Annotated in this window: 24 protein-coding genes; 2 read left to right on the top strand and 22 right to left on the bottom strand. The window is 30.9% G+C overall.

Features of this window, described 5'->3' with window-relative positions; genetic code table 11:
- Positions 1-2: 2 nt before the first annotated feature.
- Together G594_RS0117030 and G594_RS0117025 are read right to left on the bottom strand one after the other, a co-directional pair.
- The gene (locus G594_RS0117030; RefSeq protein WP_027099651.1) at positions 3-1,301 is read right to left on the bottom strand and encodes a PTS sugar transporter subunit IIC; all 1,299 of its coding nucleotides are present in this window, start codon (positions 1,299-1,301) and stop codon (positions 3-5) included.
- A gap of 26 nt (positions 1,302-1,327) precedes the next feature.
- On the bottom strand, positions 1,328-1,942 hold the full coding sequence (locus G594_RS0117025; protein WP_027099650.1) for an AAA family ATPase: 615 nt from the start codon (positions 1,940-1,942) through the stop codon (positions 1,328-1,330).
- Between the two features lie 74 nt (positions 1,943-2,016).
- Here G594_RS0117025 and G594_RS0117020 point away from each other — a divergent pair, with 74 nt between their 5' ends.
- Positions 2,017-2,709: a MurR/RpiR family transcriptional regulator gene (locus G594_RS0117020; protein WP_027099649.1), complete on the top strand. Its 693-nt coding sequence runs from the start codon at positions 2,017-2,019 to the stop codon at positions 2,707-2,709.
- 200 nt (positions 2,710-2,909) lie between these two features.
- Here G594_RS0117020 and aspS read toward each other — a convergent pair whose 3' ends face one another.
- The 17 genes from aspS to G594_RS0116935 form a co-directional block, all read right to left on the bottom strand.
- Positions 2,910-4,700 (bottom strand): aspartate--tRNA ligase, encoded by a 1,791-nt coding sequence (gene aspS, locus G594_RS0117015; RefSeq protein ID WP_027099648.1) that lies wholly within the window; start codon positions 4,698-4,700, stop codon positions 2,910-2,912.
- Between the two features lie 18 nt (positions 4,701-4,718).
- Positions 4,719-5,969 (bottom strand): histidine--tRNA ligase, encoded by a 1,251-nt coding sequence (gene hisS / locus G594_RS0117010; RefSeq protein WP_027099647.1) that lies wholly within the window; start codon positions 5,967-5,969, stop codon positions 4,719-4,721.
- A gap of 11 nt (positions 5,970-5,980) precedes the next feature.
- Positions 5,981-7,411, bottom strand: a complete 1,431-nt coding sequence (locus tag G594_RS0117005; protein WP_027099646.1) for a coproporphyrinogen III oxidase — start codon at positions 7,409-7,411, stop codon at positions 5,981-5,983.
- A gap of 8 nt (positions 7,412-7,419) precedes the next feature.
- Positions 7,420-8,037, bottom strand: a complete 618-nt coding sequence (locus G594_RS0117000; RefSeq protein WP_027099645.1) for an MBL fold metallo-hydrolase — start codon at positions 8,035-8,037, stop codon at positions 7,420-7,422.
- Positions 8,038-8,051: 14 nt separating this feature from the next.
- Positions 8,052-8,501 carry a D-aminoacyl-tRNA deacylase gene (gene dtd / locus G594_RS0116995; protein WP_027099644.1) on the bottom strand — a complete coding sequence of 150 codons (450 nt, stop codon included), beginning with the start codon at positions 8,499-8,501 and terminating at the stop codon, positions 8,052-8,054.
- 12 nt (positions 8,502-8,513) lie between these two features.
- Positions 8,514-10,700, bottom strand: coding sequence for a RelA/SpoT family protein (locus G594_RS0116990; protein ID WP_027099643.1), 2,187 nt, complete (start codon positions 10,698-10,700; stop codon positions 8,514-8,516).
- A 111-nt stretch (positions 10,701-10,811) separates the two neighbouring features.
- Positions 10,812-11,330, bottom strand: a complete 519-nt coding sequence (locus G594_RS0116985) for an adenine phosphoribosyltransferase (protein ID WP_027099642.1) — start codon at positions 11,328-11,330, stop codon at positions 10,812-10,814.
- A gap of 70 nt (positions 11,331-11,400) precedes the next feature.
- Positions 11,401-12,258, bottom strand: a complete 858-nt coding sequence (locus G594_RS0116980) for a DHH family phosphoesterase (RefSeq protein ID WP_027099641.1) — start codon at positions 12,256-12,258, stop codon at positions 11,401-11,403.
- 318 nt (positions 12,259-12,576) lie between these two features.
- Positions 12,577-13,434 (bottom strand): protein translocase subunit SecF, encoded by an 858-nt coding sequence (secF, locus tag G594_RS0116975; protein WP_027099640.1) that lies wholly within the window; start codon positions 13,432-13,434, stop codon positions 12,577-12,579.
- A 6-nt stretch (positions 13,435-13,440) separates the two neighbouring features.
- Complete coding sequence (gene secD, locus G594_RS0116970) at positions 13,441-14,682, bottom strand: protein translocase subunit SecD (protein WP_027099639.1); 1,242 nt, start codon at positions 14,680-14,682, stop codon at positions 13,441-13,443.
- 82 nt (positions 14,683-14,764) lie between these two features.
- The gene (locus G594_RS0116965; RefSeq protein ID WP_034867032.1) at positions 14,765-15,136 is read right to left on the bottom strand and encodes a TIGR04086 family membrane protein; all 372 of its coding nucleotides are present in this window, start codon (positions 15,134-15,136) and stop codon (positions 14,765-14,767) included.
- A gap of 50 nt (positions 15,137-15,186) precedes the next feature.
- Positions 15,187-15,456 carry a preprotein translocase subunit YajC gene (gene yajC / locus G594_RS0116960; protein ID WP_027099637.1) on the bottom strand — a complete coding sequence of 90 codons (270 nt, stop codon included), beginning with the start codon at positions 15,454-15,456 and terminating at the stop codon, positions 15,187-15,189.
- 99 nt (positions 15,457-15,555) lie between these two features.
- Positions 15,556-16,695, bottom strand: coding sequence for a tRNA guanosine(34) transglycosylase Tgt (gene tgt / locus G594_RS0116955; protein WP_027099636.1), 1,140 nt, complete (start codon positions 16,693-16,695; stop codon positions 15,556-15,558).
- Between the two features lie 12 nt (positions 16,696-16,707).
- Positions 16,708-17,733, bottom strand: a complete 1,026-nt coding sequence (gene queA / locus G594_RS0116950) for a tRNA preQ1(34) S-adenosylmethionine ribosyltransferase-isomerase QueA (protein WP_027099635.1) — start codon at positions 17,731-17,733, stop codon at positions 16,708-16,710.
- Positions 17,734-17,747: 14 nt separating this feature from the next.
- The gene (gene ruvB / locus G594_RS0116945) at positions 17,748-18,782 is read right to left on the bottom strand and encodes a Holliday junction branch migration DNA helicase RuvB (RefSeq protein ID WP_027099634.1); all 1,035 of its coding nucleotides are present in this window, start codon (positions 18,780-18,782) and stop codon (positions 17,748-17,750) included.
- Between the two features lie 11 nt (positions 18,783-18,793).
- The gene (ruvA, locus tag G594_RS0116940; protein ID WP_027099633.1) at positions 18,794-19,405 is read right to left on the bottom strand and encodes a Holliday junction branch migration protein RuvA; all 612 of its coding nucleotides are present in this window, start codon (positions 19,403-19,405) and stop codon (positions 18,794-18,796) included.
- 163 nt (positions 19,406-19,568) lie between these two features.
- On the bottom strand, positions 19,569-20,150 hold the full coding sequence (locus G594_RS0116935) for a hypothetical protein (RefSeq protein ID WP_027099632.1): 582 nt from the start codon (positions 20,148-20,150) through the stop codon (positions 19,569-19,571).
- Positions 20,151-20,313: 163 nt separating this feature from the next.
- On the opposite strand from G594_RS0116935, the gene G594_RS0116930 reads away from it, so the two are divergent.
- Complete coding sequence (locus G594_RS0116930) at positions 20,314-21,204, top strand: SDR family oxidoreductase (protein WP_242829742.1); 891 nt, start codon at positions 20,314-20,316, stop codon at positions 21,202-21,204.
- Between the two features lie 123 nt (positions 21,205-21,327).
- Here the strand turns inward: G594_RS0116930 and G594_RS0116925 are convergent, their stop codons facing one another.
- The 3 genes from G594_RS0116925 to G594_RS19315 form a co-directional block, all read right to left on the bottom strand.
- Positions 21,328-21,705, bottom strand: a complete 378-nt coding sequence (locus tag G594_RS0116925) for a hypothetical protein (protein ID WP_027099630.1) — start codon at positions 21,703-21,705, stop codon at positions 21,328-21,330.
- Between the two features lie 64 nt (positions 21,706-21,769).
- Positions 21,770-22,036, bottom strand: coding sequence for a hypothetical protein (locus G594_RS0116920; protein ID WP_027099629.1), 267 nt, complete (start codon positions 22,034-22,036; stop codon positions 21,770-21,772).
- Positions 22,037-22,314: 278 nt separating this feature from the next.
- Positions 22,315-26,895, bottom strand: a complete 4,581-nt coding sequence (locus G594_RS19315) for an alpha-1,3-galactosidase-related protein (RefSeq protein WP_051196071.1) — start codon at positions 26,893-26,895, stop codon at positions 22,315-22,317.
- Between the last annotated feature and the right edge of the window lie 99 nt (positions 26,896-26,994).

Genomic DNA, 26,994 nt, shown 5'->3' with positions numbered 1-26,994 from the left:
TTTTAATTAATTCCTTCTTCCTTAAGTTGCTTCTTTTCAAATATCTTAAAGAATGGATAGTATATTAACATTGATATTGGTATTAATAAGAATACGAAAACTACATTTCTCCAATCTAATGAGCTTAAATAAGCTTGTGCAAAGAAAGGAGTAAATGATGGGTCAACTATGTATCCTGGTGTAATTAACCCTATACTTTGAACAAAATATGTAAGTGATACTGACACTATAGGTGCAATTAAAAATGGAATTGCAAGTATTGGGTTAAACACAATTGGGCCACCAAATATTACTGGTTCATTTATTCCGCACATTCCAGGTACTATTGATAATCTTCCCAATGTCTTTAAATGAGTTGATCTACTCTTCATCATAAGAATAATTAATCCTATTGTATTACCTGCTCCACCCATGATAGCTATTCTAAACATTTGTAAGTTCATAAGGTTTGTTGGTGCTTGTCCTGCCGCTACTAATTCTGCATTTAGTCCACTGTTAGCTATACCTAATGAAAATACTATAGGGAATATAATTGAAGTTCCGTTAACTCCAAATAGCCATAACAAGTTAGAAAAAGTTATTAGAAATATGAATCCCCATAAATTATCTACTACAGATAAAGCTGGTGTTAAAATACCCATTATGGCATCTGGTAAATTCTTATCTAAACTTGAAACTAATATAATATTTAATCCATAAAGGATTGCTATATTAGCTACTACAGGTAATATTGAATTAATAAATGATGTTACAGCTGATGGTACTGAATCTGGTAACTTAAACTCAAGCCCCTTAACCTTTAGGAATCTTGATATTTCAACAGATAGTACAGATATAATAATTGCTACAAATAATCCATCTGCTCCTAGATATTGAGTAGAAATTCCACCTTCTACAGCTGGTGCACAAATCATTAAAAATACTGATAATGAGATTAATCCTGAAATAGAAGCTTTCATTTTATATTCATTAGCTAATGAGTATGCAATTGAGAATGCACTCATAAGTCCAAACATACCCATTGTCATATTAAATGGTGCTGTTAACATAGCATAATTTTCAACAGCGAATTCTTTCCAAGATAATAATCCCTTAACAAAGAAATTTGCAGTATCTGCATTAACTAAATCTGGATTTATAGGTGGGTTTGCTATAACTAAAAATAATGCTCCCACAACAATTAATGCTAAAGGCATCATCATACCAGCAGATATTGCCTTTAAATGTCTTTGATTTCCTAACTTACTTCCTATTGGTGATAAAACTCTATCTAATTTATCTAAAAACTTATTTCCTTCCATAGCCCACTTCCTCCTACCATGCTATTTTAATACTGCCATCCATTGAATTTAAATGCTGATTCAACTGCTTCTTCTGGCTTATATGTTTCTAATATCTTTCCGTAACGTTCTTTGTAATCATTGTCTACTTCCATTTGAGGTATAACCTTACTTGCTTCATTTAAAAAATGGAATGAGTCTCTTCCCATTTCAGCTCCTCTTACTGTATGCTTATCTAATGCATAGTCAGGTATTTCTGGAACCTCACCCATAGCAAATCCTTTGATTACAATATTCTTAAGAAGATCGCTTGATCTATCCTTTTCACATGCACAAAGATATCTTATAGCATGAATAAAGTATATTGGTCTATCTCCATCTGCATAATCAAATTGTAATCTCATTTGGTTAAGATTATTTACTAATATAGCTGCATTAGGATCTCCCATACCAATATCTTCAACAGTTATTGTTAATAGTCTTCTCCATAGCTTGTCTTCCATTTGAGGTGATGTAATATACATTTCATATGCAAACTTACATGCCTCCTCAACTAGTCCTCTTCTAATAGACTTTTGTAGAGCTGATATAACTTCATCTCCATTTAGCCCATTACGAGTTTTTGTTCTTGCCCATGGGTCTTGAGTAAATTTGTTGCTCATAGTACATTCTCCTTTGTTTATTTTTTATTTTAATTATTAATTAGCTTATTGTATAATACCTTAGAGGTGATTTAATGAATATTGAACTTTTATCTCATAAACACAACTTAGATACATTAGAAAGAAAATTACTTCAGTATCTTTATGATAATATTGATGAAATAAAATCTATAGGTATAAGAAAACTTGCATCAGATAACTATACCTCAACATCTATGGTATATAAATTAGTTAAAAAACTAGGTTTTGAAGGTTATTCTGATATGATTCATTACATATCCTACACTTATAATAAAAGTGAAAATAATAATGAAAATGCATATTCAAAGCTTTATGATACTGTAAAACCTTATAAGAAAGATTTTAATTCAATTCTTTCTGAATATAAGAATAAACAAATTGTTATAACTGGCATGGGTTTCTCAGATATAATATCCAATTTTATTAGTGAAGCTTTATTTCTAAAAGGATATAGCTGTGCACATACACTACATCTTCAACTACTTTCGCCAGAAAATAAGGATAATCTATTAATAATAGCTATATCACGTTCTGGAAAAACCTCTAGACTAGTAGAACTAGTTGAAGAAGCTAATACTCATGGATTTAAAATTATTTCCTTTACAGCTAATAAAAATTCTAAATTAGCTAAAGCCTCTACCTTATCTGTTCCAATTGGAAGTTATGATAGCTTTAAAAGTATTTCAGAAGAATTCAACACATTTTTCGGTGAATTACTTCTTATCTTCGAATATCTTACGAATTAGCTATACAATTAACTTAATTTGTCTACACTATTTAAAATTATTATAATAATTTTTTTCTATATATTCATTAATTTATATACTTTAAAAACATGTTTCGAAATTAATAACATTTTTCTTTAAGAATGTACGTATTGTCATTCTTTCCTAGACATCAAAAAAGAACTTTGCTTTCGCAAAGTTCTTTTAATTAAAACAAAATATTATTCTTCTTCATTTTTAGCTGTTATAGCAATACCTAATTCTTCTAATTGTTTTTCATCTGCTATATTTGGCGCTTCACTTAAGTAGCAATAAGCATTTTGATTCTTAGGGAATGCAATAACATCTTTAATATTATCTGTTCCAGCTAAGAACATTATCATTCTATCTAGACCAAATGCTAATCCTCCATGTGGTGGTGGACCAAACTTAAATGCTTCTAATAAGAATCCAAATCTTTCCCAAGCAGATTCTTCTGTGAAGCCTAAAGCTTTAAACATTCTTTGTTGAAGTTCCATATTGTGAATTCTTATAGAACCTCCACCTAATTCTTCACCATTTAATACTAAGTCATATGCCTTAGATCTTACTGCACCTGGATTAGTTTCTATCATATCTAAATCTTCATCCATTGGTGCTGTAAATGGATGGTGACACGCTGTATATCTATTTTCTTCTTCGTCATACTCGAATAATGGGAATTCAGTAATCCAACAGAAGTTAAATTCATTCTTATCCTTAATTAAATCATACTTCTTAGCAAGTTCTAATCTTAATGCTCCAAGACTTTGGAATACTACTGAGTTTTTATCCCCAACTATTAAAATTATATCTCCTGTTTCTGCTCCCATCTTTTCAATGATAGCATTCATTTCTTCTTCCTTTAAGAACTTAGCTATAGGAGATTTAATTCCTTCTTCCTTAAGTTGAATGTATGCTAATCCCTTAGCTTTGTAAGTCTTAACAAATTCACCTAATCTATCAACATCTTTTCTTCCCATAGATGCTCCACCCTTTAGGCAAAGAGCTCTAACTGAACCGCCAATTTCTATAGCACTTTGGAATACTTTAAAGTCTACATCCTTAACAACCTCTGTTAAATCAGTAATTTCCATACCGAATCTTAAGTCTGGCTTATCAGAACCGTACTTTTCCATAGCATCTTTAAATGTCATTCTAGCTATTGGAAGCTTAACTTCATGACCTAAAACTTCTTTGAATACATGAGCTACAAGTCTTTCATTTAATTCCATAACATCATCTTGCTCAACAAAGCTTAATTCCATATCTATTTGAGTAAATTCTGGTTGTCTATTTGCTCTTAAATCTTCATCTCTGAAGCACTTAACTATTTGATAGTATCTATCAAATCCAGAAACCATTAATAATTGCTTAAATATTTGTGGTGATTGAGGTAATGCATAGAACATACCTGGATAGTTTCTAGATGGTACTAAGTAGTCTCTTGCTCCTTCTGGAGTTGACTTAGTTAACATTGGAGTTTCTACATCTAAGAATCCGTTGTTATCTAAGAAATCTCTTACCGCCTTAGTAGCTCTATTTCTTATCATAAAGATATTTTGCATATCTGGTCTTCTTAAATCTAAGTATCTATACTTTAATCTAATTTGTTCAGATGCATCCAATCCTTCTTTTATATATATTGGTGGAGTTTCAGATTCTGAAAGAACCTTTATTTCTTCACACATTAATTCAACCATACCTGTTGGCATGTTTTCATTAGGAGATTGTCTCTTAACAACTTCTCCTGTTACAGCTATACAGTATTCTGGCTTAACACCTTTAGCTTTTTCAAAAGCTTCAGCATTTATTTCTTCACCAAAAACAACTTGCATTATTCCACTTCTATCTCTTAAGTCTATAAATTCAAGACCTCCAAGCTTTCTATTTCTTTGAACCCATCCCATAAGAGTAATCTTTTTACCTATATGTTCTTCTCTAGGTTCACCACAGTACATAGTTCTCTTTAATCCGCCTAAAGATTCACCCATTTTAAAGTCATTCCTTTCTTACTTAAGTGTGTTTGCAATTTCATCTATATTTTCAAGTGATACTTCAAATATTTCACCATCAATCATTCTCTTAAGCTTTATTACATTGTTAGCTAATTCATCATCACCTAAGATTGTAGTAAACTTAGCACCAATTTTATTAGCATATTTCATTTCTGCTTTAACACTTCTACCCATATGATTTATTTCAACAGCTACACCTTTGCTTCTTAAATCATTAGCAAGCTTAAATCCAGCTTTATATGCTTCATCCCCTCTTGATCCTATATATAAAGCATAACTCTCATTACTTGGAATTTCTATACCTTCCTTGTCAAGAGCCATTATCAATCTTTCAATCCCCATTGCAAATCCAACTGCTGGCATGCTAGGACCACCAAGTTCTTCTATCATATTATCATATCTTCCTCCACCTATAGCTGTGAAGTCATCATTTAAGATTTCAAAGATAGTCTTAGTGTAATAATCTAATCCTCTAACTATTCCTGGATCAACTGCATATGGAATTCCTAATAAATCTAAGTACTCTTTTACCTTAGTAAAGTGAGTATCACATTCTTCGCACATAAAATCTAATATTATAGGTGCACTCTTAGTAATTTCCTTACACTTCTTTTCCTTACAATCTAAAATTCTCATAGGATTCTTTTCAAATCTTTCCTTACATGTAGGGCATAAATTATCATAGTTTTCCTTTAAGAAGTTCTTTAAAGCTTCATTGTAATTAGGTCTACACTTTGGACAACCTAAATTGTTTATATTAAGCTTTAGTCCTTTTAATCCAAGATTCTTTAAAACTTCCATAGCAAATGCTATAACTTCTGCATCCATTGATGGTTCCTTAGAACCAAATACTTCAACACCACATTGGTGGAATTGTCTAAGTCTTCCCTTTTGAACATTTTCATATCTAAAACAAGGAATTACATAGTATAGCTTAGTAGGTTGAGCTTCATTAAATAGTCTATTTTCTATAAAAGCTCTTACTATAGGTGCTGTACCTTCTGGTTTTAAGGTAACACTTCTCTTTCCTTTATCTTCAAAAGTATACATTTCCTTTTGTACTATATCAGTTGTATCTCCAACTCCTCTTAAGAAAAGCTCTGTATGTTCAAAAATAGGAGTTCTTATCTCTTTTAAGCCAAAGTTTTTTGCTGTATCTTTAAATGTATTTTCTACATAGTGCCACTTATATGCATCTTGAGGCAACATATCTTTAGTACCCTTAGGTGCTTGCATTTCTGCCATATTAATCCTCCTTATTTATACAAAGTATCTAGTAAAGCAATCTTACCATCTACCATTTCTTTTATTCTATTTACATATTCCTTAATATCTTTAACATTGCCAAATCTTTCTATTCTATCATTTTCTAAGAAAACAACTTTAGTAACAGCATCTGCTCCTAAGGCTATAATTGTTTGCTTATCCTCTATCATTTGGATGTTATAGATACACTCTTTACCCTTCTTAGAATAACCCAAATTCTCCATATTTCCAACCATATTTTTTTGTCTATACATATAATATGGGGTTAATTCTAATTCCTTGGCAAGATTTTTACTCTCTTCATACATCTTCATTATCTCTTCTTGGCTTTTTAAACCTAAGCCTTTTTTAAGAATAAAGTTCTCATACATTATTGAACCTCTTTTAAGAGATAGTCCATGTATAGTTAAGCTATCAGGTGAAAGCTTTTTAATTTCTCTAGCTGTAATCTTAGCCTCCTGAAGGCCCTCCCCTGGTAGTCCTATTATCATATCCATATTTATATCTTCAAAGCCAAGATCCCTAGCCATTTTGAACTTATCTATTACATCTTGTGAAGTATGTCCCCTACCTATTAACTTTAGGGTTTCATCATTCATAGTCTGAGGATTGATACTAATTCTTGTTACATCATACTTTTTCATTGTTTGAAGTTTGTTTAATGTAATAGAATCTGGTCTTCCACACTCTACTGTAAATTCTTTTAATTCTCTATTTTCTACAAATGAATTATATATTTTATTCATTAAGTTTTCAAATTCCTCATCATTTACAGCTGTTGGAGTGCCTCCTCCAAAATAAACAGATTCAATCCTTAATCCTTTTTCATCTACATATTTCTTAATTTCTTCAATTTCATATGTAAGTGCCTCTAAGTATGGATTAACTAATTTCTTATTTCCACCGATTGGATTAGCTGCAAAGGAACAGTAAAGACATCTTGTAGGACAAAATGCCATTCCAACATAAATAGCAATATTCTTAGGATCTTTATTTACATACTTATCTTCAAATTCAGCTACATCTATGCAAAGTTGTGCTTTCTCTTCTGAAGTTATATGCTTTTCAAAGAATATTTCTTTTACCTCTTCTTCACTTTTCCCTTCTCTTAAATGTTTAAGAGCAATCTTAGATGGTCTAATACCAACTAAGGTTCCCCAAGGATATTCATCTCCAGTAATATCCCTTAAAGCTTTAAATATTACTTTCTTTATGGTTTCCTTATAATATTCATTATCATTTTTATAGTCTTCTCTATTTATATCATTATAAGAAAAACTAACCTTATAATCAGTTATTTCAACATGATAATCTCCCTCTAGCTCTGAAAAGTTAATTTTGTCTAGAGGGAAATATATATTAAACATTTGATAAACATCATATCTATATTTTAGATCGTTTAATTTAATATTTATATCCATTTTTTCTCCTATATTAAACTATCATAGTCATTTAAATACATATTGTATCCTTTTTCATATCCTATAGATGACTTAGGTCCATGACCTGGATATACTTCTATTTCATCACCAAGAGGTAATAATTTAGTCTTTATACTATCTATAATCTCTGGAAAACTTCCTCCTATAAAGTCAGTTCTTCCTATAGATCCTTGGAATAATGTATCCCCTGTAAATAGCTTATCCTCTATTAAGAAGCATAAGCCACCCTTTGTATGACCTGGAGTAGCTATTACTTTTATATTTAAGCTTCCAAAAGATAACTCATCGCCATCCTCTAAATATCCGTTAGCATTTCTAATTGATCCAAATACATAATTGTCTTTCTCCATGTATTCTTCATCTATTTTTGATATATAGAATGGAACATTTAGTTTATCTGATAAATACTCTACACCACCTACATGATCCATATGCCCATGAGTTAAAAGAATACTCTTAACATTTGCTTTCATATCTTTTATAGCTCTTTCTAGCATTTCTCCATCTCCACCTGGATCTAACACTACTGCATCCTTTGTTTTTTCATCCATCACTATATAACAATTTGCATCATATATTCCAGCTGGTATTGCTTTTATTATCACTATAAATTCCTCCCTTAAAATTCTTTTTTGCTATCTAATAGAATTGTCACTGGCCCATCATTTTCAATTTCAACATTCATATGAGCTCCAAACTCTCCCGTTTCTATCTTTAAGCCAGATTCTTTTAGCATTTTCACGAATTCTTCATATAGTGCTTTTGCCTCATCTCCACCCATAGCATTCATAAAATTAGGTCTTCTACCTTTTCTACAATCACCATAAAGAGTAAATTGAGAAATTGCAAGAATATCCCCCTTTATATCTAAAAGAGAAAGGTTCATTTTATCATTTTCATCTTCAAACACTCTTAAGTTAATAATTTTATCTTTTATATATTTCAAGTCCTCTATTGTATCCTCTTTAGATATTCCTAAAAGGACATTAAACCCTTTATTTATTTCTCCAACTAATCTACCTTCAACAATAACTCTTGACTTTTTAACTCTTTGTACAACAGCTCTCATTATATAGCGCTCCTAACTATTAACTCTAAATACATCTGTAACACCTTTAAGTCTTCTTATCTTTTTCATAAGTTCCCTAAGTTGTTCTACAGAATCTATTTTCACCTTTATATTAATTAAAGCTTCATTTCCTTTAGCAGAATTGGCATTTAAAGCATTTAAATGTAACCCTGAATCTGTTATTACCTTCATAATATCAGATAATACTCCCATTCTATCGTCAGATTTAACTCTAACCTCTGCAACATATGAAGCACCCTTTGACATTCCCCAACTTACATCTACAACTTTATTAGGGTCATAGTCAATTAAAGATTTTAAGTTACTACAATCAGTTCTATGTACGGACACTCCTCTGCCCTTTGTAATATATCCTTGTATTTCATCACCTGGTACAGGATTGCAACACCTTGCAAACCTAATCATAAGATTACTTTCACCTTTTACTGTAATTCCATAACTACTTTCATTCTTAGAAACCCTATCACTTTTTGCAATGTGCTCCTCAATATTTTTAGCTATTTCTTCGTCAGATTGCTTAACTTTGTCACCTAAATTTTCTTCTTTTAATCTAGATACAAAGGCAGAAGCAGATATGCTTCCTACTCCAACTGCAGCATAAATATCATCAGAATTATGTAGATTATATCTTTTTGCAAGTCTTTCATATGAATCACCCTTAGTGATTTCTGATAATACAACTCCTTGTTTTCTTAATTCTTTTTCAAGAAGTTCTTTACCTTTATTTATATTTTCATCCTTTTTAGCCTTTTTAAGCCAAGACTTTATTTTACTTTTAGCTTGATTACTCTTTGCTATATTAAGCCAATCCATATTAGGTCCCTTGGCTGATTGAGATGTAATTATTTCAACTATCTCTCCAGTCTTTAGCTTATAATCTAAAGGAACAATTTTTCCATTAACTTTTGCACCTATGCATCTATTTCCAACATCAGTATGTATTCTATAAGCAAAATCTATTGGTGTAGATCCACTTGCTAAATTTATAACCACACCTTTAGGAGTAAATACAAATATTTCATCAGAGAAAAGATCTATTTTAAATCCTTCCATAAATTCTTCAGCATCTGATGTTTCCTTTTGCCACTCAAGCATATCTCTAAGCCAAGCAAGCTTCTTCTCAAAGCCCTTTTCTTTATCTTCACCTGCATCACCTTCTTTGTACTTCCAGTGAGCAGCAATACCATATTCAGCAGTTTTATGCATGTCAAAAGTTCTTATTTGTATTTCAAATGTTTTTCCTTGTGGTCCAATTACAGTTGTATGTAAAGATTGATACATATTTGGTTTAGGCATTGCTATATAATCCTTAAATCTTCCTGGTATTGGTTTATATATAGTATGAACTATACCTAAAACACCATAACAATCCTTTACTGAATTTACCAAAATTCTAATAGCTGTTAAGTCAAAAATTTGTTCTATGGTCTTACTCTTATTAACCATTTTTCTATAAATACTATAAAAATGCTTTGGTCTTCCTTCAATATCAGAATCTATTCCAGATTCCTCTAAATTCTTATATAAATCATCAATTATACTAGAAATATACGCTTCTCTCTCTACTCTTTTTTCTGCAATTTGTCTTACTAAATCATAGTATTCTTCTTCATGTAAATATCTAAAAGAAAGGTCTTCTAATTCCCACTTAATCTTAGACATACCAAGTCTATGGGCAAGAGGTGCATATATATCTAGAGTTTCTTTTGCTTTAAGCTTTTGTTTTTCTTTAGACATGAACTTTAAAGTTCTCATATTATGTAATCTATCTGCAAGTTTTATAATAATAACCCTTATATCTTTAGCCATTGCTAAAAGCATTTTTCTAACATTATCTGCTTGCTGTTCTTGTTTACTTTTATACTCTATTTTACCAAGCTTAGTTACTCCATTTACTAAACTTGCAATTTCCTCATTAAACATATCAGACATTTCTTTATAAGTACAATCAGTATCTTCTAACACATCATGTAATAGTCCTGCCGCAATAGTATTTGTATCCATACCAAGCTCCGCAAGAATTTCTGCCACATCAATAGGATGAATTATATAGGGTTCACCTGATTCTCTCTTTTGAGATTTATGAGCTTCACTAGCAAAGTTATAAGCTTTTTCTATTATATCTATATCAACGTTTATACAATTGTCATTAATCTTTTTTATTAAGCTCTCAATCATAAGGCTTACTCTCCCCTAGCTATTTATTTCTAAAATCAATGGCTGGTTTATACTAACCAGCCATTCTTAATAAATATTATTATATATTATTATCCTATCTTTTTCAACAAATTAAAACTCGTAATCAACTAGAGACATTACATCATATCCTTGTAATTTTTCTCTTCCATTTAGACCTGTAAGTTCAATAGCAAAATCTAAAGCTACTACTTCAGCACCAACAGTTTCTACTAGCTTAGCAACTGCTTCAATAGTTCCTCCTGTAGCTAGAAGATCATCTACTATTGCAACCCTTTGACCTTTTTTTATTGCATCTTTATGAATTTCTAAAGTATCATTACCGTATTCTAAACCATAGTCAACAGATACTGTTTCACATGGTAGTTTTCCTGGCTTTCTTACTGGCACAAACCCAACACCTAGAGCATAAGCTACTGGAACACCAAAAATAAAGCCTCTAGCTTCTGGTCCTACTATTAAATCAACGTTTTTATCCTTTAAGTGTTCTACAATTTTATCAATTGAGCACTTTAAAGCTTCTCCATCACCAATTAAAGTAGTGATATCTTTAAAGCTTATACCTTCTTTTGGGAAACCCTCTACCACTCTAATACTATCTTTTAAATTCATACTGCTTCCTCCAAAAATATTATTTATATAAAAATCGCCTATTCTACTTTATCAAAGCGTAAATTATTTACTACTCTTCAGGCTTTTTTAAGTTATATAAGTATTTAGAAATTTGTTCAGCTCTATCCTTATCATTTGTTATTAATAATTCAAGTATAATACGTGCATTATTAACCATTCCTACAGTGCTTCCTGCTGGAGTAATAAGTTCTATGATCTTAACGATGCTATTATCATCCAACTCTACTATATTATTTAACTCCATAACAGCCCTTAAACCATAGTTATTAGTATTAATTAAAAACTTTTTGCCCTCTTTTATTATAACTCCGTTTTCACCTTTAAGAGGTACTTTTGCCCAATGTGCACCTATTAAAATCAAATCTAAATATTTATTAATACTCTTTAGATTATAGTAGATTGCAATAGCTTGCATTAGCTTAAAAGTTAACGCACTTAAAGACAGGTTCTTATACCTGTACTGACACCCCTTTTGGTTCGGATTTATATAGACATAGCTTCTTTCTCTAACTGTCTTTTTATTTTGTAAAACAATTAGATCTATATCAAGCTCATTGCAAAGCTTTACCTCACTCTCCGACTTCAAATCAACTCCAAGTGTTATAAGTAAATCAGCTCCTAAAAAATCAATATCATTTTTTATATTATTGCAATCTATAGATTTTTTAGCATCTTCCTCTTCATATATAAGATATTCAACATCCGCATTTAAATACATTAAAATTAAACTTAAGGATGCAATAGAACATATTCCATCTACTGAAGACACACCATAAATAACAATCTTTTTTCTATTATTTACAGCGTAAACTAACTTTTCAATCGCTTTATTCATATGTCTAAGTAAAAAGGGATTATATCCAGTTATATAATTTGGACAATAAATACTCTCCCAAAACTTACGCATGACTTACTCCTCCATAAAATAAGAAAACAACTATATTATAGATGAAAACAGTCATAATATCAAACCATTTTTTTAAGTATTTACACGCACACTACAAATTGTGCTTTCTATTTTTTTAATTCTACATATAGTATGCGTTTTTATGATAATTTAATTAAATATAAATCACATTCTTCAAAATGGTAAGGTGGATATTTATTTTTATCCTTCCGTGGCAAGCTCCAAATAACATAAAAATAAATATCTATCCCCTTAATAATAAAGGTAAGAAAACAATAAAAAAAGTTTTCAACCTACTTTAGGCTGAAAACTTTTTTATTATTTAGATTTTTTCTTTTTTTCTGTAACAAGTACCCATAAAGAAGGTGCTATAAATACTGACGAGAATAATCCTGAAATTATACCAATTATTATTGGGAGAGAGAATCCTCTTACAGTCGGTACAAATATATACACAGCTACTATAGTAAATAAAGTAGTTAATGTAGTATTTATTGACCTCGCCATAGTTTGAGTTACACTTTTGTTAGCAACTTCTGCTGCAGAAGTTCTTCCTGATAGTTTTAGGTTTTCCCTTATTCTATCAAAAATTACTATTGTTGCATTTATAGAATAACCTACTATTGTTAATACTGCAGCTATAAAAGGTGAATTAATAGAAATACCAAACACTGCAAATACACTTATAGTTATTAATAAGTCGTGCGCTAAGGCTATTAGTGCAATAACACCAAACTTAAATTCAAATCTTACTGCTATATATATAAGCATAGCTACAAATGCTATAGCTAAGGCTTTTAAAGAATTAACTCTTAATTCCTTACCTATAGAAGCTCCAATCTCCTCTTGAGATACAATAGCATTTTCTGGCATCTTATATTTTTTCTTTAATTCTTCTACTAACTTAGAAACATCTTTGCTCTCAAAATTCTTTGATTTAATTTCATACTCATTATTTTCTGCAGTATTTGTTACTGCATCAGATGCAAATCCTTTAACTATAGAGTCTACATCCTCTTTATTGTACTCTTCATCAAACTTTAAAATTATATTAGTTCCACCTTCAAAATCTATTCCGAAGTTTAAACCTTTAGTAAACATAGCAATTAACCCAATTGCTATTATAATAGCTGAAATACTAAACCATATCTTCTTTTTTTCTACAACCTTAAGCATAACTCTCTACCCCCTCTTCACTCTGAACTGAGATAGTTTTGTTAGTAATCCCATTTCTACAGCCTTATGCATAAAGAATTTAGTAACAATCAATGCTGTAAATAAACTTACTACTATACCTACTAGTAAAGTTATAGCAAAACCTTTTACTGTTCCTGATCCTAGGAAGTAAAGTACTAAAGCTGCTATGATAGTTGTAATATTGGAATCCATTATTGATGATGTTGCATTTTCAAATCCCTTTTCTACAGCACTTCTAATTGACACACCTTTTTTAAGCTCTTCTCTTATTCTTTCAAAGATTAGTACATTAGCATCTACAGCCATACCTATGGTCAATAGAACTCCTGCAATTCCAGGTAAGGTTAATGTAACACCTATCTCACCAAATAAGAATAATATTAATGCAATAAATAATGTTAGTGCTAAACAAGCAATAGCTCCTGGTACTCTATAATAAATAATCATAAATACAAAAATTAGTCCTATACCAATTAAAGCTGCTTTTAAAGCATTTGGAAGTGCTTCTTCTCCAAGTTGTGCTCCTACAGTTTTTACTGAAGCTGCCTTTACAGTAACAGGTAAAGCTCCTGCATTAATTAATCCTGCAAGTCTCTTTGCATCATCTGCACTTTTGCTTCCTGTAATTACCGCAGAACCATTTGTTATTACGCTATTTACCGTTGGATTTGTTAAAACTTCATCATCCATATTAACCGAAATTGATTGACCTAAGTACTCTTTAGTTGCATCAGCAAACTTTTTAGTTCCTTCTTCATTTAATTCTAGTGCAACTTGTGGCAATCCATTTTCATCTGATGTTGCTATAGCCTTATTTACGTCTTGACCAGTTAAGATAACATCCCCTTTTGGAGATTTAAATGTTAACTCACCAGTTTTTCCTAAACTTTCTACTATTTTCCCCGAATCAACTTGTGCTGGAATATCAATTCTTATTCTTCTATCCCCTTCAGTTGAAACTACTGTTTCTGCTACCCCTATTTTGTTTACTCTTAGAGATAATTGTTCTTTTGTTTTCTCTAAGTCTTCCTTGCTTACTTCTTCGTCTTGAATTTCCATAACAACAGAAACACCACCTTGAAGGTCAAGTCCCTTTGTTATAGTTTCCGAAAACGGTTTAATTCTCCACCCTGCAACTTCAGCTCCTTTATAACCTAAAAAAGCAAATAAGATTATAGCTAAAGTACAAAGTATAAATAATGCTGAACTTTTGCCCTTTGTCTTCATTTTTATCCTCCTCAGTACTAGGTTCGAATTTCACATTGTATTTTTACATTATAGCATATTGGTAATATATATAAAAGATTTTTTACAGATTTATCCCTAGTATTCCTGCTATAGTGCCAACTCCAAAACAGCCTATCAACTTATATATTTGTGTTATATCAAAAGCAAAACTTCCATTTATAACAGAGCTAAACACAAATATAAATACAAAGAAAAGTAAACCTACTATACCACCAGTAAGCCATCCCCTTTCTCCATTGTTTCTTGCTGCAAGCACTGCACCTATAACAAGAGAAACTACTGTTATTACTGTAAAAATAATGCTATATATATTATCATTCAGCTCAAATTTAATCATAGCCAAAGATAATATTAACATAAGCATAAATGTTAATAGCACTGCACCAATCCAACCCTTTAAAACTGATTTTACAAAACTTCTATTTTCATCCATATAAAACACCCCCTGATACTAAATTTTATGAAGTATCAAGGGGTACTATTCTAGTCTTCTTTATATATTTTATTTGCTATTGCATTTTTAGTCATTTTTAATCTTGCTCTATCTGGACCTGATTCAAGAACCATGTTTTCTCCATCAAGAGAAATTATCTTTCCTATTATTCCACCTCTAGTCATGATTTCATCATTAACTTGTAAGTTATCTAACATTTGCATATATTGCTTTTTTCTCTTCTTTTCTGGTAATAGTAGTACTAAATAAAATACTACAAATACTATTAGCATAGGTGCTAGTGATGCTATTATCTCCATTTTTTATTTCCTTCCTTCCCTTTTGTAAAACTGACCTTATGAATGCCAATTCAACATCCTTTTAAAGTAGTTTACAATTCTTTATTATCTTTGTCAATATTAAGCTTTAATGTTCCACTCTTTTAGCTTTTGCTCTTTAAACTCTTTGTAATAGCCCCCATCAATAGCTGCTCTTATATCTTCCATAAGCTTATTATAGAAATATAAATTATGTAATACACATAATCTCATAGCAAGCATTTCTTTAGCTTTAAATAAGTGTCTAATATATCCTCTAGTATAACTCTTACAAGCTGGACATTGACAACCTTCATCTATAGGTCTCTTATCTAATTCAAACTTTGCATTCATTAAATTAATCTTACCATCTTTAGTGAATACATGCCCATGTCTACCATTTCTAGCAGGAAGTACACAGTCAAAGAAGTCTACCCCTCTATCAACAGCCTCTAAGATATTAGCAGGAGTTCCTACTCCCATTAAATATATTGGCTTATCCTCTGGAAGGTATGGTACAACAGCATCTATAATTTCATACATCTCTTCATGAGTTTCTCCAACTGCTAAACCACCTATAGCATATCCATCTAAATCCATCTTAGCAATAGTTTTGGCATGTTCTATTCTTATATCCTTAAATGTTGCTCCTTGGTTTATACCAAATAACATTTGTTCCTTATTAATCGTTTCTGGAAGTGAATTTAATCTATCCATTTCCACCTTGCATCTTTCAAGCCATCTAGTTGTTCTTGCTACTGACTTTTCAACATATTCTCTTGTTGATGGTATTGGAATACATTCATCAAAAGCCATGGCTATGGTTGATGCAAGATTACTTTGAATTTGCATTGATTCTTCAGGTCCCATAAATATTTTCTTACCATCTATATGTGAACTAAAATAAACTCCTTCTTCCTTTATCTTCCTCATTCCTGATAAAGAGAAAACTTGGAATCCACCTGAATCCGTAAGTATTGGTCTATCCCAATTCATAAATTCATGTAATCCACCCATTTTATATACAACCTTATCACTAGGTCTTAAATGAAGGTGATATGTATTTGAAAGCTCTACTTGGCATCCTATTTCCTTTAAATCCATTGATGATACAGCGCCCTTTATTGCTGCTAATGTACCAACATTCATAAATACTGGTGTTTCTACTGTTCCATGAGGCGTAACAAATCTACCTCTTCTTGCTTTTCCATCCTTCTTTAGTAAAGTATATCTCTTTGACAAAAAATTCACTCCTTATTTTATAAACATTGCATCTCCAAATGAGAAGAATCTATACTTTTCTTTAACTGCTTCATTATAAGCATTTAATACATGCTCTTTTCCAGCTAAAGCTGATACTAACATAATAAGTGTTGATTCTGGCAAGTGGAAATTTGTAATTAGGTTATCTATAGTTTTAAACTTGTATCCTGGATAAATAAAAATATTTGTCCATCCAGTTTGAGCTTTAACTAATCCATTATCATCTGCAATAGTTTCTATAGTTCTTGTAGATGTTGTTCCTACCGATATTACTCTATTTCCTCTTTTCTTTGTATCATTTATTATTTGTGCATTTTCTTCATCTAATACATAAAACTCAGAATGCATATCATGACTTTCTATATCTTCAACCTTTACTGGTCTAAAAGTACCTAAACCAACATGTAAAGTTACATACGCAATATTTATTCCCTTATCTTTTATCTTTTGTAATAATTCTTCTGTAAAGTGAAGCCCAGCTGTTGGCGCTGCTGCTGATCCCTCTTCTTTAGAATATACAGTTTGATATCTTTCTTTATCTTCTAGTCTTTCATGAATATATGGTGGAAGTGGCATTTCTCCTAAGGAATCTAAAACCTCTTCAAATATTCCTTCATAGAAAAACTGAACTATTCTATTACCATTTTCTAAAACTTCAACAACTTCTGCCTTTAATTTACCATCACCAAAAGTAAATCTTCTTCCTTCTCTTGCACTTTTACCAGGCTTAGCTAAGCATTCCCACTTATCTCCCTCTAATCTTTTTAGAAGTAAGAACTCTATTTTACCACCTGTATGTTCCTTTTCTCCTATTAGTCTAGCTGGCAAAACCCTAGTATTATTTAGTACTAAAGTATCTCCCTTATCTAGATAATCAATAATATCATAAAATCTCTTATGTTCTATCTCTCCAGTTTCTTTGTTTAAAACCATTAATCTAGATGTATCTCTCTTTTCTAGAGGATGTTGTGCAATTAACTCCTCTGGAAGATAAAAATCAAAATCAGATACCTTCATATCCTTCACTTCTCCTAACTATTGAAAAAACTTTTTTGTCCTTCATGTACATTTTTCTTATTCATTGCTCTTCCTAAGTGCTTATATGCTTTTTCTGTAGCAACTCTCCCTCTAGGTGTTCTAACTATAAAACCTCTTTGAAGAAGATAAGGCTCATAAACATCTTCAAGGGTTCCAAGTTCCTCACCTACAAAGTAGGATAATGTTTCAATTCCAACAGGGCCTCCTCCAAAATTATCTATTATAGCCTCTAAAATTTTATTGTCAACCCTATCAAAGCCTTCATTGTCTACCTCTAAAAGTCCTAAGGCTTCTCTAGCCTCTTTTAAGCTTATTAAGTTATCTGAATATACTTCTGAATAATCTCTAACTCTCTTTAATAGCCTATTTGCTATTCTTGGTGTACCTCTAGATCTTCTTGCTATTTCTATAGCTCCTTCTTCTGTTATGTTACATCCAAAAACTAAAGCACTTCTAATTACTATCTCCTTTAATTGTTCCACTGTATAATATTCCATAGAACATAATACACCAAATCTATCTCTAAGTGGAGATGTAAGCATTCCTATTCTTGTAGTTGCTCCAATTAAAGTGAACTGTGGCAAATCCAACCTTATAGATTTTGCTGCTGCTCCCTTGCCTATAACTATGTCAAGTGCATAGTCCTCCATTGCTGGATAAAGTATTTCTTCTACACTTCTATTTAGTCTATGTATTTCATCAATAAATAAAACATCGTTATCTTTAAGAGATGTTAAAATAGCTGCCAAGTCCCCTGCTCTCTCAATTGCAGGTCCTGAGGTTATCTTTAAATCTCCCCCCATTTCCCTGGCAATAATATTAGCCAAAGTAGTTTTACCTAGTCCTGGAGGTCCATATAAAAGAACATGGTCTAAAGCTTCCCCTCTTTTTTGAGCTGCTTTTATAAATATATCTAGTCTCTCTTTAACCTTATCTTGACCAATATATTCACTTATTTTTTGAGGTCTAAGACTTAATTCTCCCTTTGAATCTTCCTCTAACTCGGCAGGAGTAATTATTCTTTCCATATTTCATCCTCCTATCCCATTAATACTTTTAAACATTCCTTAATAACATTTTCTACAGTATCATTCTTATTAACCTTCTTTAATGCTAACTCAGCTTCTTTTTCGCTGTATCCAAGAGCTAATAAAGCTCCCATTACTTCGCTTAAAGTTGATGCATAGTTATTATCCTCATTAAAGTCATTATCCATATCCATTTGTTCTTTATCAATAACCATATCTTCCTTCTTAAGCTTATCTTGAAGTTCTAATATGATTCTTCCCGCTGTCTTTTTACCTATTCCAGGTGCTCTACATATATGTTTTTCATCACCCATCATTATTGCATACTTTAAGTTAGTTACTCTACTTATTGATAATAAAGAAAGAGCCGCCTTAGCCCCAACCCCATTTATACTTAGTAATAACTTAAACATCTGTAATTCTTCTTTACCTATAAATCCATAAAGACCTATAAAATCTTCTCTAACTATTTGCTCTACATAAAGCATTACTTCTTCACCTGATTTTGGCAACTCCGCCATAGTAGCTCCTGAAGTAAATATTTTATATCCAATTCCATTGTTTTCAACTACTATATAATCTTTATTTATACCTATATACTTACCTTTTATATACTCGTACATTATTTATTCCTCCGAAATCATAGTGAAAGTATGTTCCCCTAATACTTTATCATTTAAGCTATAATCTTTCAAGGACTTAAAAACATAATAAAGGTGTGAATCATTCAATTCACACCTTTATTTGTAATAGTTTCACTATATATTAAAGAAGTATTAAGCTATATTAACTTATGCCTGTCAAATCTAATTTTGCATCTTCTTTTGTGTCGTATACATATTGATACTTTTTAATAGCCTCTTGGTCTAATGGTTTTAAATCGGTGAATTTTGCTCCATTCCTATAGACATCAGCTTTTTCATCTTCAATCTCTAATTCACCCTTATCATTAGACTTATATATTGCTAAGTACCCTTCATATTCTCCAATATAATATTTATTTGGTTCTAGCTCAGATTTTAAGTCCTTATTATAATATACTGTATCCGATGTACTTACATCAAAAGTATATCCATATTGACTTAAAACCTCTGTTAACTCATCCTGAGTAATGCTTCCTTCTAATCCATATTCATCAATAACTTCATCTAAGGTCTTTTCAGCCTCTCTACTACCATTTTTTTGTAATACCACTTTAACATTATCACTTAGATACTTATTACTTGCATTGGCATTTGTAGATGCTTGATTAGTATCTTGCCCTTTGTTTTTGCTTTTTATATATATATCAGTAGCCATATAACTAATTAAGAAAATACTTGTTAATGCCAGTATACCTAATATTATTTTTTTGCTTCCTTTTTTCATTATAATCAACTCCCTATAAGCAATTATTGCCTGAAACTCCATTTAGTATTCATAAACTAAAACTTTTTATACAATATAATAAATAATTTAAAATAAACTAACCATTTCTTAATAGTTTTCATAAAATACTTAATTAGAAGAACTAATTTGGGAGATGTCTGTATTGGAGAATAATTATAGGGATTTTAAATGTACTTATTACGAGCCACAATTTCCTGCTCAACATCAAATGATTCAACCAGGAATAGAATCCATAATGCGCCCTCTTCCTATCTTTGATAACCCTAATTATAAAGGTAGTGATAAATTAAGAGGAAAAGTAGCACTTATAACTGGTGGAGACAGTGGTATAGGTCGTGCTGTTGCTGTAGCTTTTGCTAAAGAGGGGGCAGACCTAGCCATTTCTTACTTATATGAAGAAGATGATGCTAAATACACTAAAGCCTATGTTGAAGAATATGGTGCAAGATGTTTATTAATAGAAGGTGATATATCTTCAAAAGAGTTTTGCCATAAAATTATAGATAGAACCATAAAGCACTTTGGTAAACTGGATATATTAATTAACAATGCAGGTGTTCAAGTTCCTCATGATAATGGAATAGAATGCATATCACAATATCAGCTAGAACTTACTTATAAAGTTAATATTTTTCCCATGTTTTATCTTGTACAAGCTGCCCTTCCTCATTTAAAATCAGGCTCAGCTATTATTAATACTGCATCTGTAACTGCATATAAAGGTCCAGAAGACTTAATTGATTATGCCTCTACAAAAGGAGCCGTTGTAACTTTCACACGCTCACTATCAAATTCTCTTATCAAAAAAGGTATACGTGTAAACGCAGTTGCCCCTGGTCCAATTTGGACCCCTTTGATTGTTTCAAGCTATTCAGCAGATAAAATGGCCACCTTTGGTCTAGATGTTCCCATGAAGCGTGCAGGCCAACCTTATGAACTTGCTCCAACATACGTTTATCTTGCATCTGAAGACTCTTCATATGTTACAGGGCAAGTTTTACATGTTAATGGTGGAACTATGGTAGATAGCTAATATCTTATTTTTTAGGATTAAACAAACTTTATTAACATTAGAATCTCTTTAAGCTATCCACAATTTAATTTCGATTATAATTTCCTAAAGAATAAAAAAGCTGAGGTACTCTCCCTCAGCTTATTATTTCTTTTCCTTTATAAAGCTCCTTATAGATAAAACTACATAACCTAGTGTACAAGTCACCATAATATGTAATCCTAGTGCTGCAAGGTTATAGGCTTCATTATTTATGTACACTGTTTTATCAAACAAGAAAAATATAGTTAATAAACACACTACACTAGATAGTACTAAATTAAATCCTCTACTATATAATTTACCTGTTAGCTTAGTAAATAGTATAAAAGCAAGTGGAATTAATATTATCCACCCTTGTTGCTGAAAGCCATTATAACTTATAGAATCTAGCTTTACCCAATCCATAAATAAAGACATTATACCCGCTATAAAAAACACTATATATACTTTATTTTCCTTAGATATATTCTTGAAATCCATATCTTCCCCCATAAATTGTACTTTATGAGAATTATATTACATTTCAGTGGTTCTATCAAACAAATTAGTATGTACCTTTTTCATATTCTTTATAAAAGTCTTCCGTTTCTTTATTTTCTTGAGATTTTTCATCTTCTAAATAATAATCTTGTTTTTCCTCATCCTCTAAGAATTCTTCCTCTGGTGGAACACCAAATTTCATATATTCTGGCTCATCCATCTTATTAACAGCTTCTACAGTTGGTTTATTTATAAAAACTAAGGTTCCACAAAAAAATAATAAAAGTACAACAATTCCATCAATCACAATTCTTATTTTTTCTTTTTTCATAATCTAAACTCCTAAAATAATATTTTGCTTAGTGTGTGCAACAATTACTAAAAAAATACATATGGAGTATCTTTAGATATAAAAAGGGTGGGTGGATATTTATTTTGCTCCTTCCGGTGCAATCTCCAAGTCACATCAAAGCAAATATCCCCCACCCCTACTAAAGGTAAGGAAATTATAAAATTATTATCCTTGATTTTATATTTTCCTAAAGAATAAAAAAGGGCTGCGCACTAATTATATAGTGCCACAGCTCACTTAAAAAACTTTATCATATTCTATTTACTACTAGACTTTTCTCTGCTCATTAATATAATGGTTACTCCACTTAATACAACTAGAGCAAGTACTAATAGTCCCAAACTTTCATCTCCTGTTTTAGGTGGATTTGATGACTCTGTTTTATCATCTTCAATTTCATCATTACTCCCACCATTTGGAGTTTCTTCTTTATCTTCAAGACCATTAATCGCCTTCTGAAGCTTATCTATTAATTCTTCCAATTCATCACTAGAAGTAATTCCTTCATTAACTTCTGCTTTTACTTCATCTAATACTTCTAGGAATTTGACCTTACTTTCTTCTGTTTTATTGGATAAGTCAATATCTTCTGCTTCTTTTATTAAATCTAATAATGACTTGATATCTAATTCAGGCTCCTTTGAATTTTCTACTGTAAAAGTCTTAAACTCCATCATACGTTTATTTTCATGGATTATTCTTACAATGATCTCATCTCCATTTTCAACTACTGTATCTACACCTTGTGATATTTCATTAAGTCCATTGTTATTACGCTTCATAACTGTTATTTCTGCATTTACATCATTAGCATCTGCCTTAACTGAAATTTTATTAGTCTTGTTACCTAAATCAACTTTCTCTTCTGAAATATCTAGAGTACTTCCATTAACATCAATTTTATTAAATCCTTCTAAAATGTCCGCATAACGCATAACATGAACACTATGAACATCTTTAGTTACTCTATCCTTAGCAACAGCTTCAAAAGCAATACTAACTACTCCATTATAAACAGGAACAGTAACCTTTGCATTATTTCCATTCTGAACCACTTCATAATTTATTCCATGGTCATAATTCTTTGCTAAAAGCTTGTCTGTACCTTCTGATAATTTAACATTAAATGTTATAGAATTATCTTTTTTATTAGTATTAATAAAGGAATTTTTGCTTAATATATTAATTTCACCATATCCAACAGCATTAATTGACTCAATTCCTGCTTTGTTACTTTTTATTTTCTCTAATTTAATAGTTCCAAAATCGCCACTAACTGTATCCTTACCTGTAACATCTATTACTGACTTAGTATTATTATCATAGTTTATTAAATATAACTTTGTTAACTCCTCTGGTATAGTAATGGTATCTCCATCAACTATTTTTATACCATTTAGATAAAAGCCTTTTTGAGATTGTGGCTTATAATTAAATGTTTTACTAATTACATTTGAATATTTACCACTAGATAGTTGCGATACCGCAAACACCTTATACTCTCCATTTTCTGTAGCTTTAAAGCTATTTCCACTTACAACATATGTGTTATTACCAGGCTCACTAACTATTAACATATTATTACCTTTATGAGTTGAATCAAAGCTAATATTAATATTATCATTACTATCAGATGAATGACTTAAATTAGAAATTACAAACTTAGAATCATCATTAGTCATAATTGGTAATGAATCCTTCAGTAAAACTTCATCAATATTTCCTTCTCCTAATTTAATATCTGTAACTGTAACATTTTTATTAGTTTGTCCAGCTCCCCAACATGCAACTGCAAGCTTAAGATCATCTCCAAAGCTTGATATATCAACGCTTTGTACCTTATTCCTCTTGCCATCAACTATAGAATATAAATTAACTGTTTTGCCTTGCTTTTCTATTGCAAAAGTTGCTTTTTTAATTTCATTTTCACTAACATCCCCTGTTGCATGCTCACTTCCTATAGCATTAACTTCATGAACAGTTCCAAATCCATCAGCATGAGCACGTTTACCTACAGATAAATAGTTATTACGATCAACAGTTCCATTTGCATTCTTTTTCATAATTAAGAAATATGCTGAGTCCCAGTTATTTGCCATACGTCCTGGTAATCCATCAATTGTTACTAACCCTGTAAAATTATTAGTATCAACATTTTCCAAATCAATAGTAACTAAATTATTTAATGTATTATCACTTCCCCACAAATCATTACCTGCTTTACGAGTTATTGTAATGCTATCATCTGAAGCAGTTGAATTACTATCTTTATCTTCAATATTTATTAAAGAGTTTAAAACCTTTTGATCATCTTTACCATTTACTATAGCAAAGACTGTTTTTTCACTTCCCTTATATCTTACTGTAATTCTTGCTAAACCTGTTTTTAAACCATAAAAGGTGTTTCCTTCTAATTTTACAATTTGAGAATCATGAATTGTATATTCTACTTCACTTGGATTAATATCTTCTTTAAACTCAAAGCTTGTACCATTGTCTCCATCAATAGTAATTACCTCTGATTTAAATTCCAATTCATTCTCGAAAGTATTTTCAGAGCTTAAAACTGTTATTTCCTTCTTATTAGACTCAATAATGGTACCATTCCAAACATAATATGCAAATACCTCGGCTGTACCTTCTTTGTTTGCAGTCATCTTCCCATTACTATCAATACTTACCACTTCAGGATTAGTTGATGCATATTGTATATTACTAACAACATCTGAAGGTTCAGTTTTTTCTCTATTATTTAGTACATTTAAATCATCTTTAAGCTTTAAATTTTTGCTATCCATCTCCTCAATTAATACATTCTTTCTTAATCCATCATCATAATAATTGTTTTCTACAACAACATTTTTACTATTTTTAAATTCTAATACATTAGCTACAGTTCCTGAATTAGATTCTGGACCTCCTGGTAATGATGTTGGACCAGTTACAACATTTCCATCATAAGTTAGTTCTAAATTGCTATTGTTACCTACATATAATTTGTTAGAACCTTCTATACTTAAATCAACACTTGGATCTAATCTATATATTTTATTATTTCTAAATGTTAGATTCTCAACACTTTCAGCACGTAAAGCCCCATCACTTTCTAAATAAAACTTATTTTCTTCAATTAAAATATTCTTATGAATAGGGTTGGATTCATCTGGTAATCCTCCACCTTTAGTTACTGGATGAAAATATATTGCTGGAGCATACTTCCACCAAGTACGACCTAAGCTACGTATTTTAAATGTATTATTTCTTATTTCTAGATCACGAATTGGACCTGATTCATACCATTCATCAGAGTCATTTGAGAAAAATAATGTTGCCATTGAAGGAGCTTCAAAATAATTGTCTTCAATAACTATCTTCTTACGTGATGTTGCTAAGATCATACGAGTAAATACATTTTTAAACTCGTTGTTTTTAATATAAATCTCTGGAGTATATGTTGCATTTTCAGCTACAAACTTTGGTTCATTTCCAACTTTCTCTGTTAAATAATCTGGTACTTCTTCTTCAAATTCAACAATCATCTCTTTAAGATTATCTTTTGATGGTCCTTCTACACTTTTTACTGTATATTCCTTTTCTTCGTCTCTTGATTCTAGTGTATCACGACTATAAAATACCACCTTATCTCCTGGATGATATTGTGGAAATCCTCCTTGTTGATTATGAATATATTTTAATCTCAATGTATTGCTATCTAACTTTTCTTCAACACGAGTAAATGTCCCATGAATATTGATAGGATCATCATGAGTATTATTAAAGAAAGAATTTTTTATTTCTATCTTTCCCTTTGCACCTGAAATATGAATTCCATCAGCAAAGCTTGAAGTATTACGTCCTGTTTCAATATCTGTTTCCATACGTATACCATCAAAAGAAACGTTTTCTGCCATTTGAACTAAGAATCCAAATCCATGCATGTATGATATCTTTGTATTAATTACATTAATATCTTTGCTTTCCCATACAAAAGCACCAGCTGTTGGACGCTCAGCGTTTGATACTAATTGAAAATTCATTCCCTTTACAACTTCAAATGCTGGGTTTGAAGAGTATTTAATTCTAACTCTTGAATCATCTAGCTGCTCTATTGATTGTGCATTTGTAAATGGATTACTATTTGAATAATATGATCTTCCCATTAACTCTGTTGGATACTTTACTGATATACCATAATTACGATGATCATTTTTTTCTGTCCAATAGTACCCTCCATCAGATTTTTGTTCTGACTTCCATATAATATTCGCTCCTTGAATTTCATAATTAAGATATTCAGGAATAAAATAATCTATAGTCTTATTTTCATTATCATAATCAAGCACAGTCATCTCAGAAGTTGTAGGAATTTGATAATCTATATTTACATTTTTTACTGTTATATTCTCTGAGTGCATAATAGCTAAGGCCATCATATCACCATTAATAATAAACTGTGATCCATTTCCATCTATAGTTAAATTATTTTGGTTCTCAATTAAAATACCAATTGATTTGTTAGGAAAACGTACACTATCTGTATTTGATGTATGTACCTCTCTTACTGGAGCATTCTCTTTATGAATTTGATAAATACCTTTATCAAACTTTAAAGTAACCTTATCCCCATTCTCACCTATTTCCCTAATAGCTTCAAACATATTAACTAAAGCTTTAGCATTATCTTTTTCACCTGTTGAATCAAGTCCATAATCACTTGCATAAACTACGATTCCTTCATCACTTTTTTCCATAGCTTTTACTGATGAAATACTTACATTTGAAATAAGTACTGCTAGTACAGTAAAATAAACTATTGCTTTTCGAAATATACGTTTCATTTTTTCCTCCTTATGAGTTGATATTATTTTTACAGTAAAATTTAAAACTATCATCCTTTTAAAGAAAACGTTTTCTATTTTTACAATTTTATAGTATCA

Source organism: Clostridium paraputrificum AGR2156 (assembly GCF_000424025.1).
Lineage (GTDB): Bacteria > Bacillota > Clostridia > Clostridiales > Clostridiaceae > Clostridium > Clostridium paraputrificum.
Note: the sequence above shows the minus strand (reverse complement) of the source record. Positions and strands in the feature narration are given on the sequence as shown.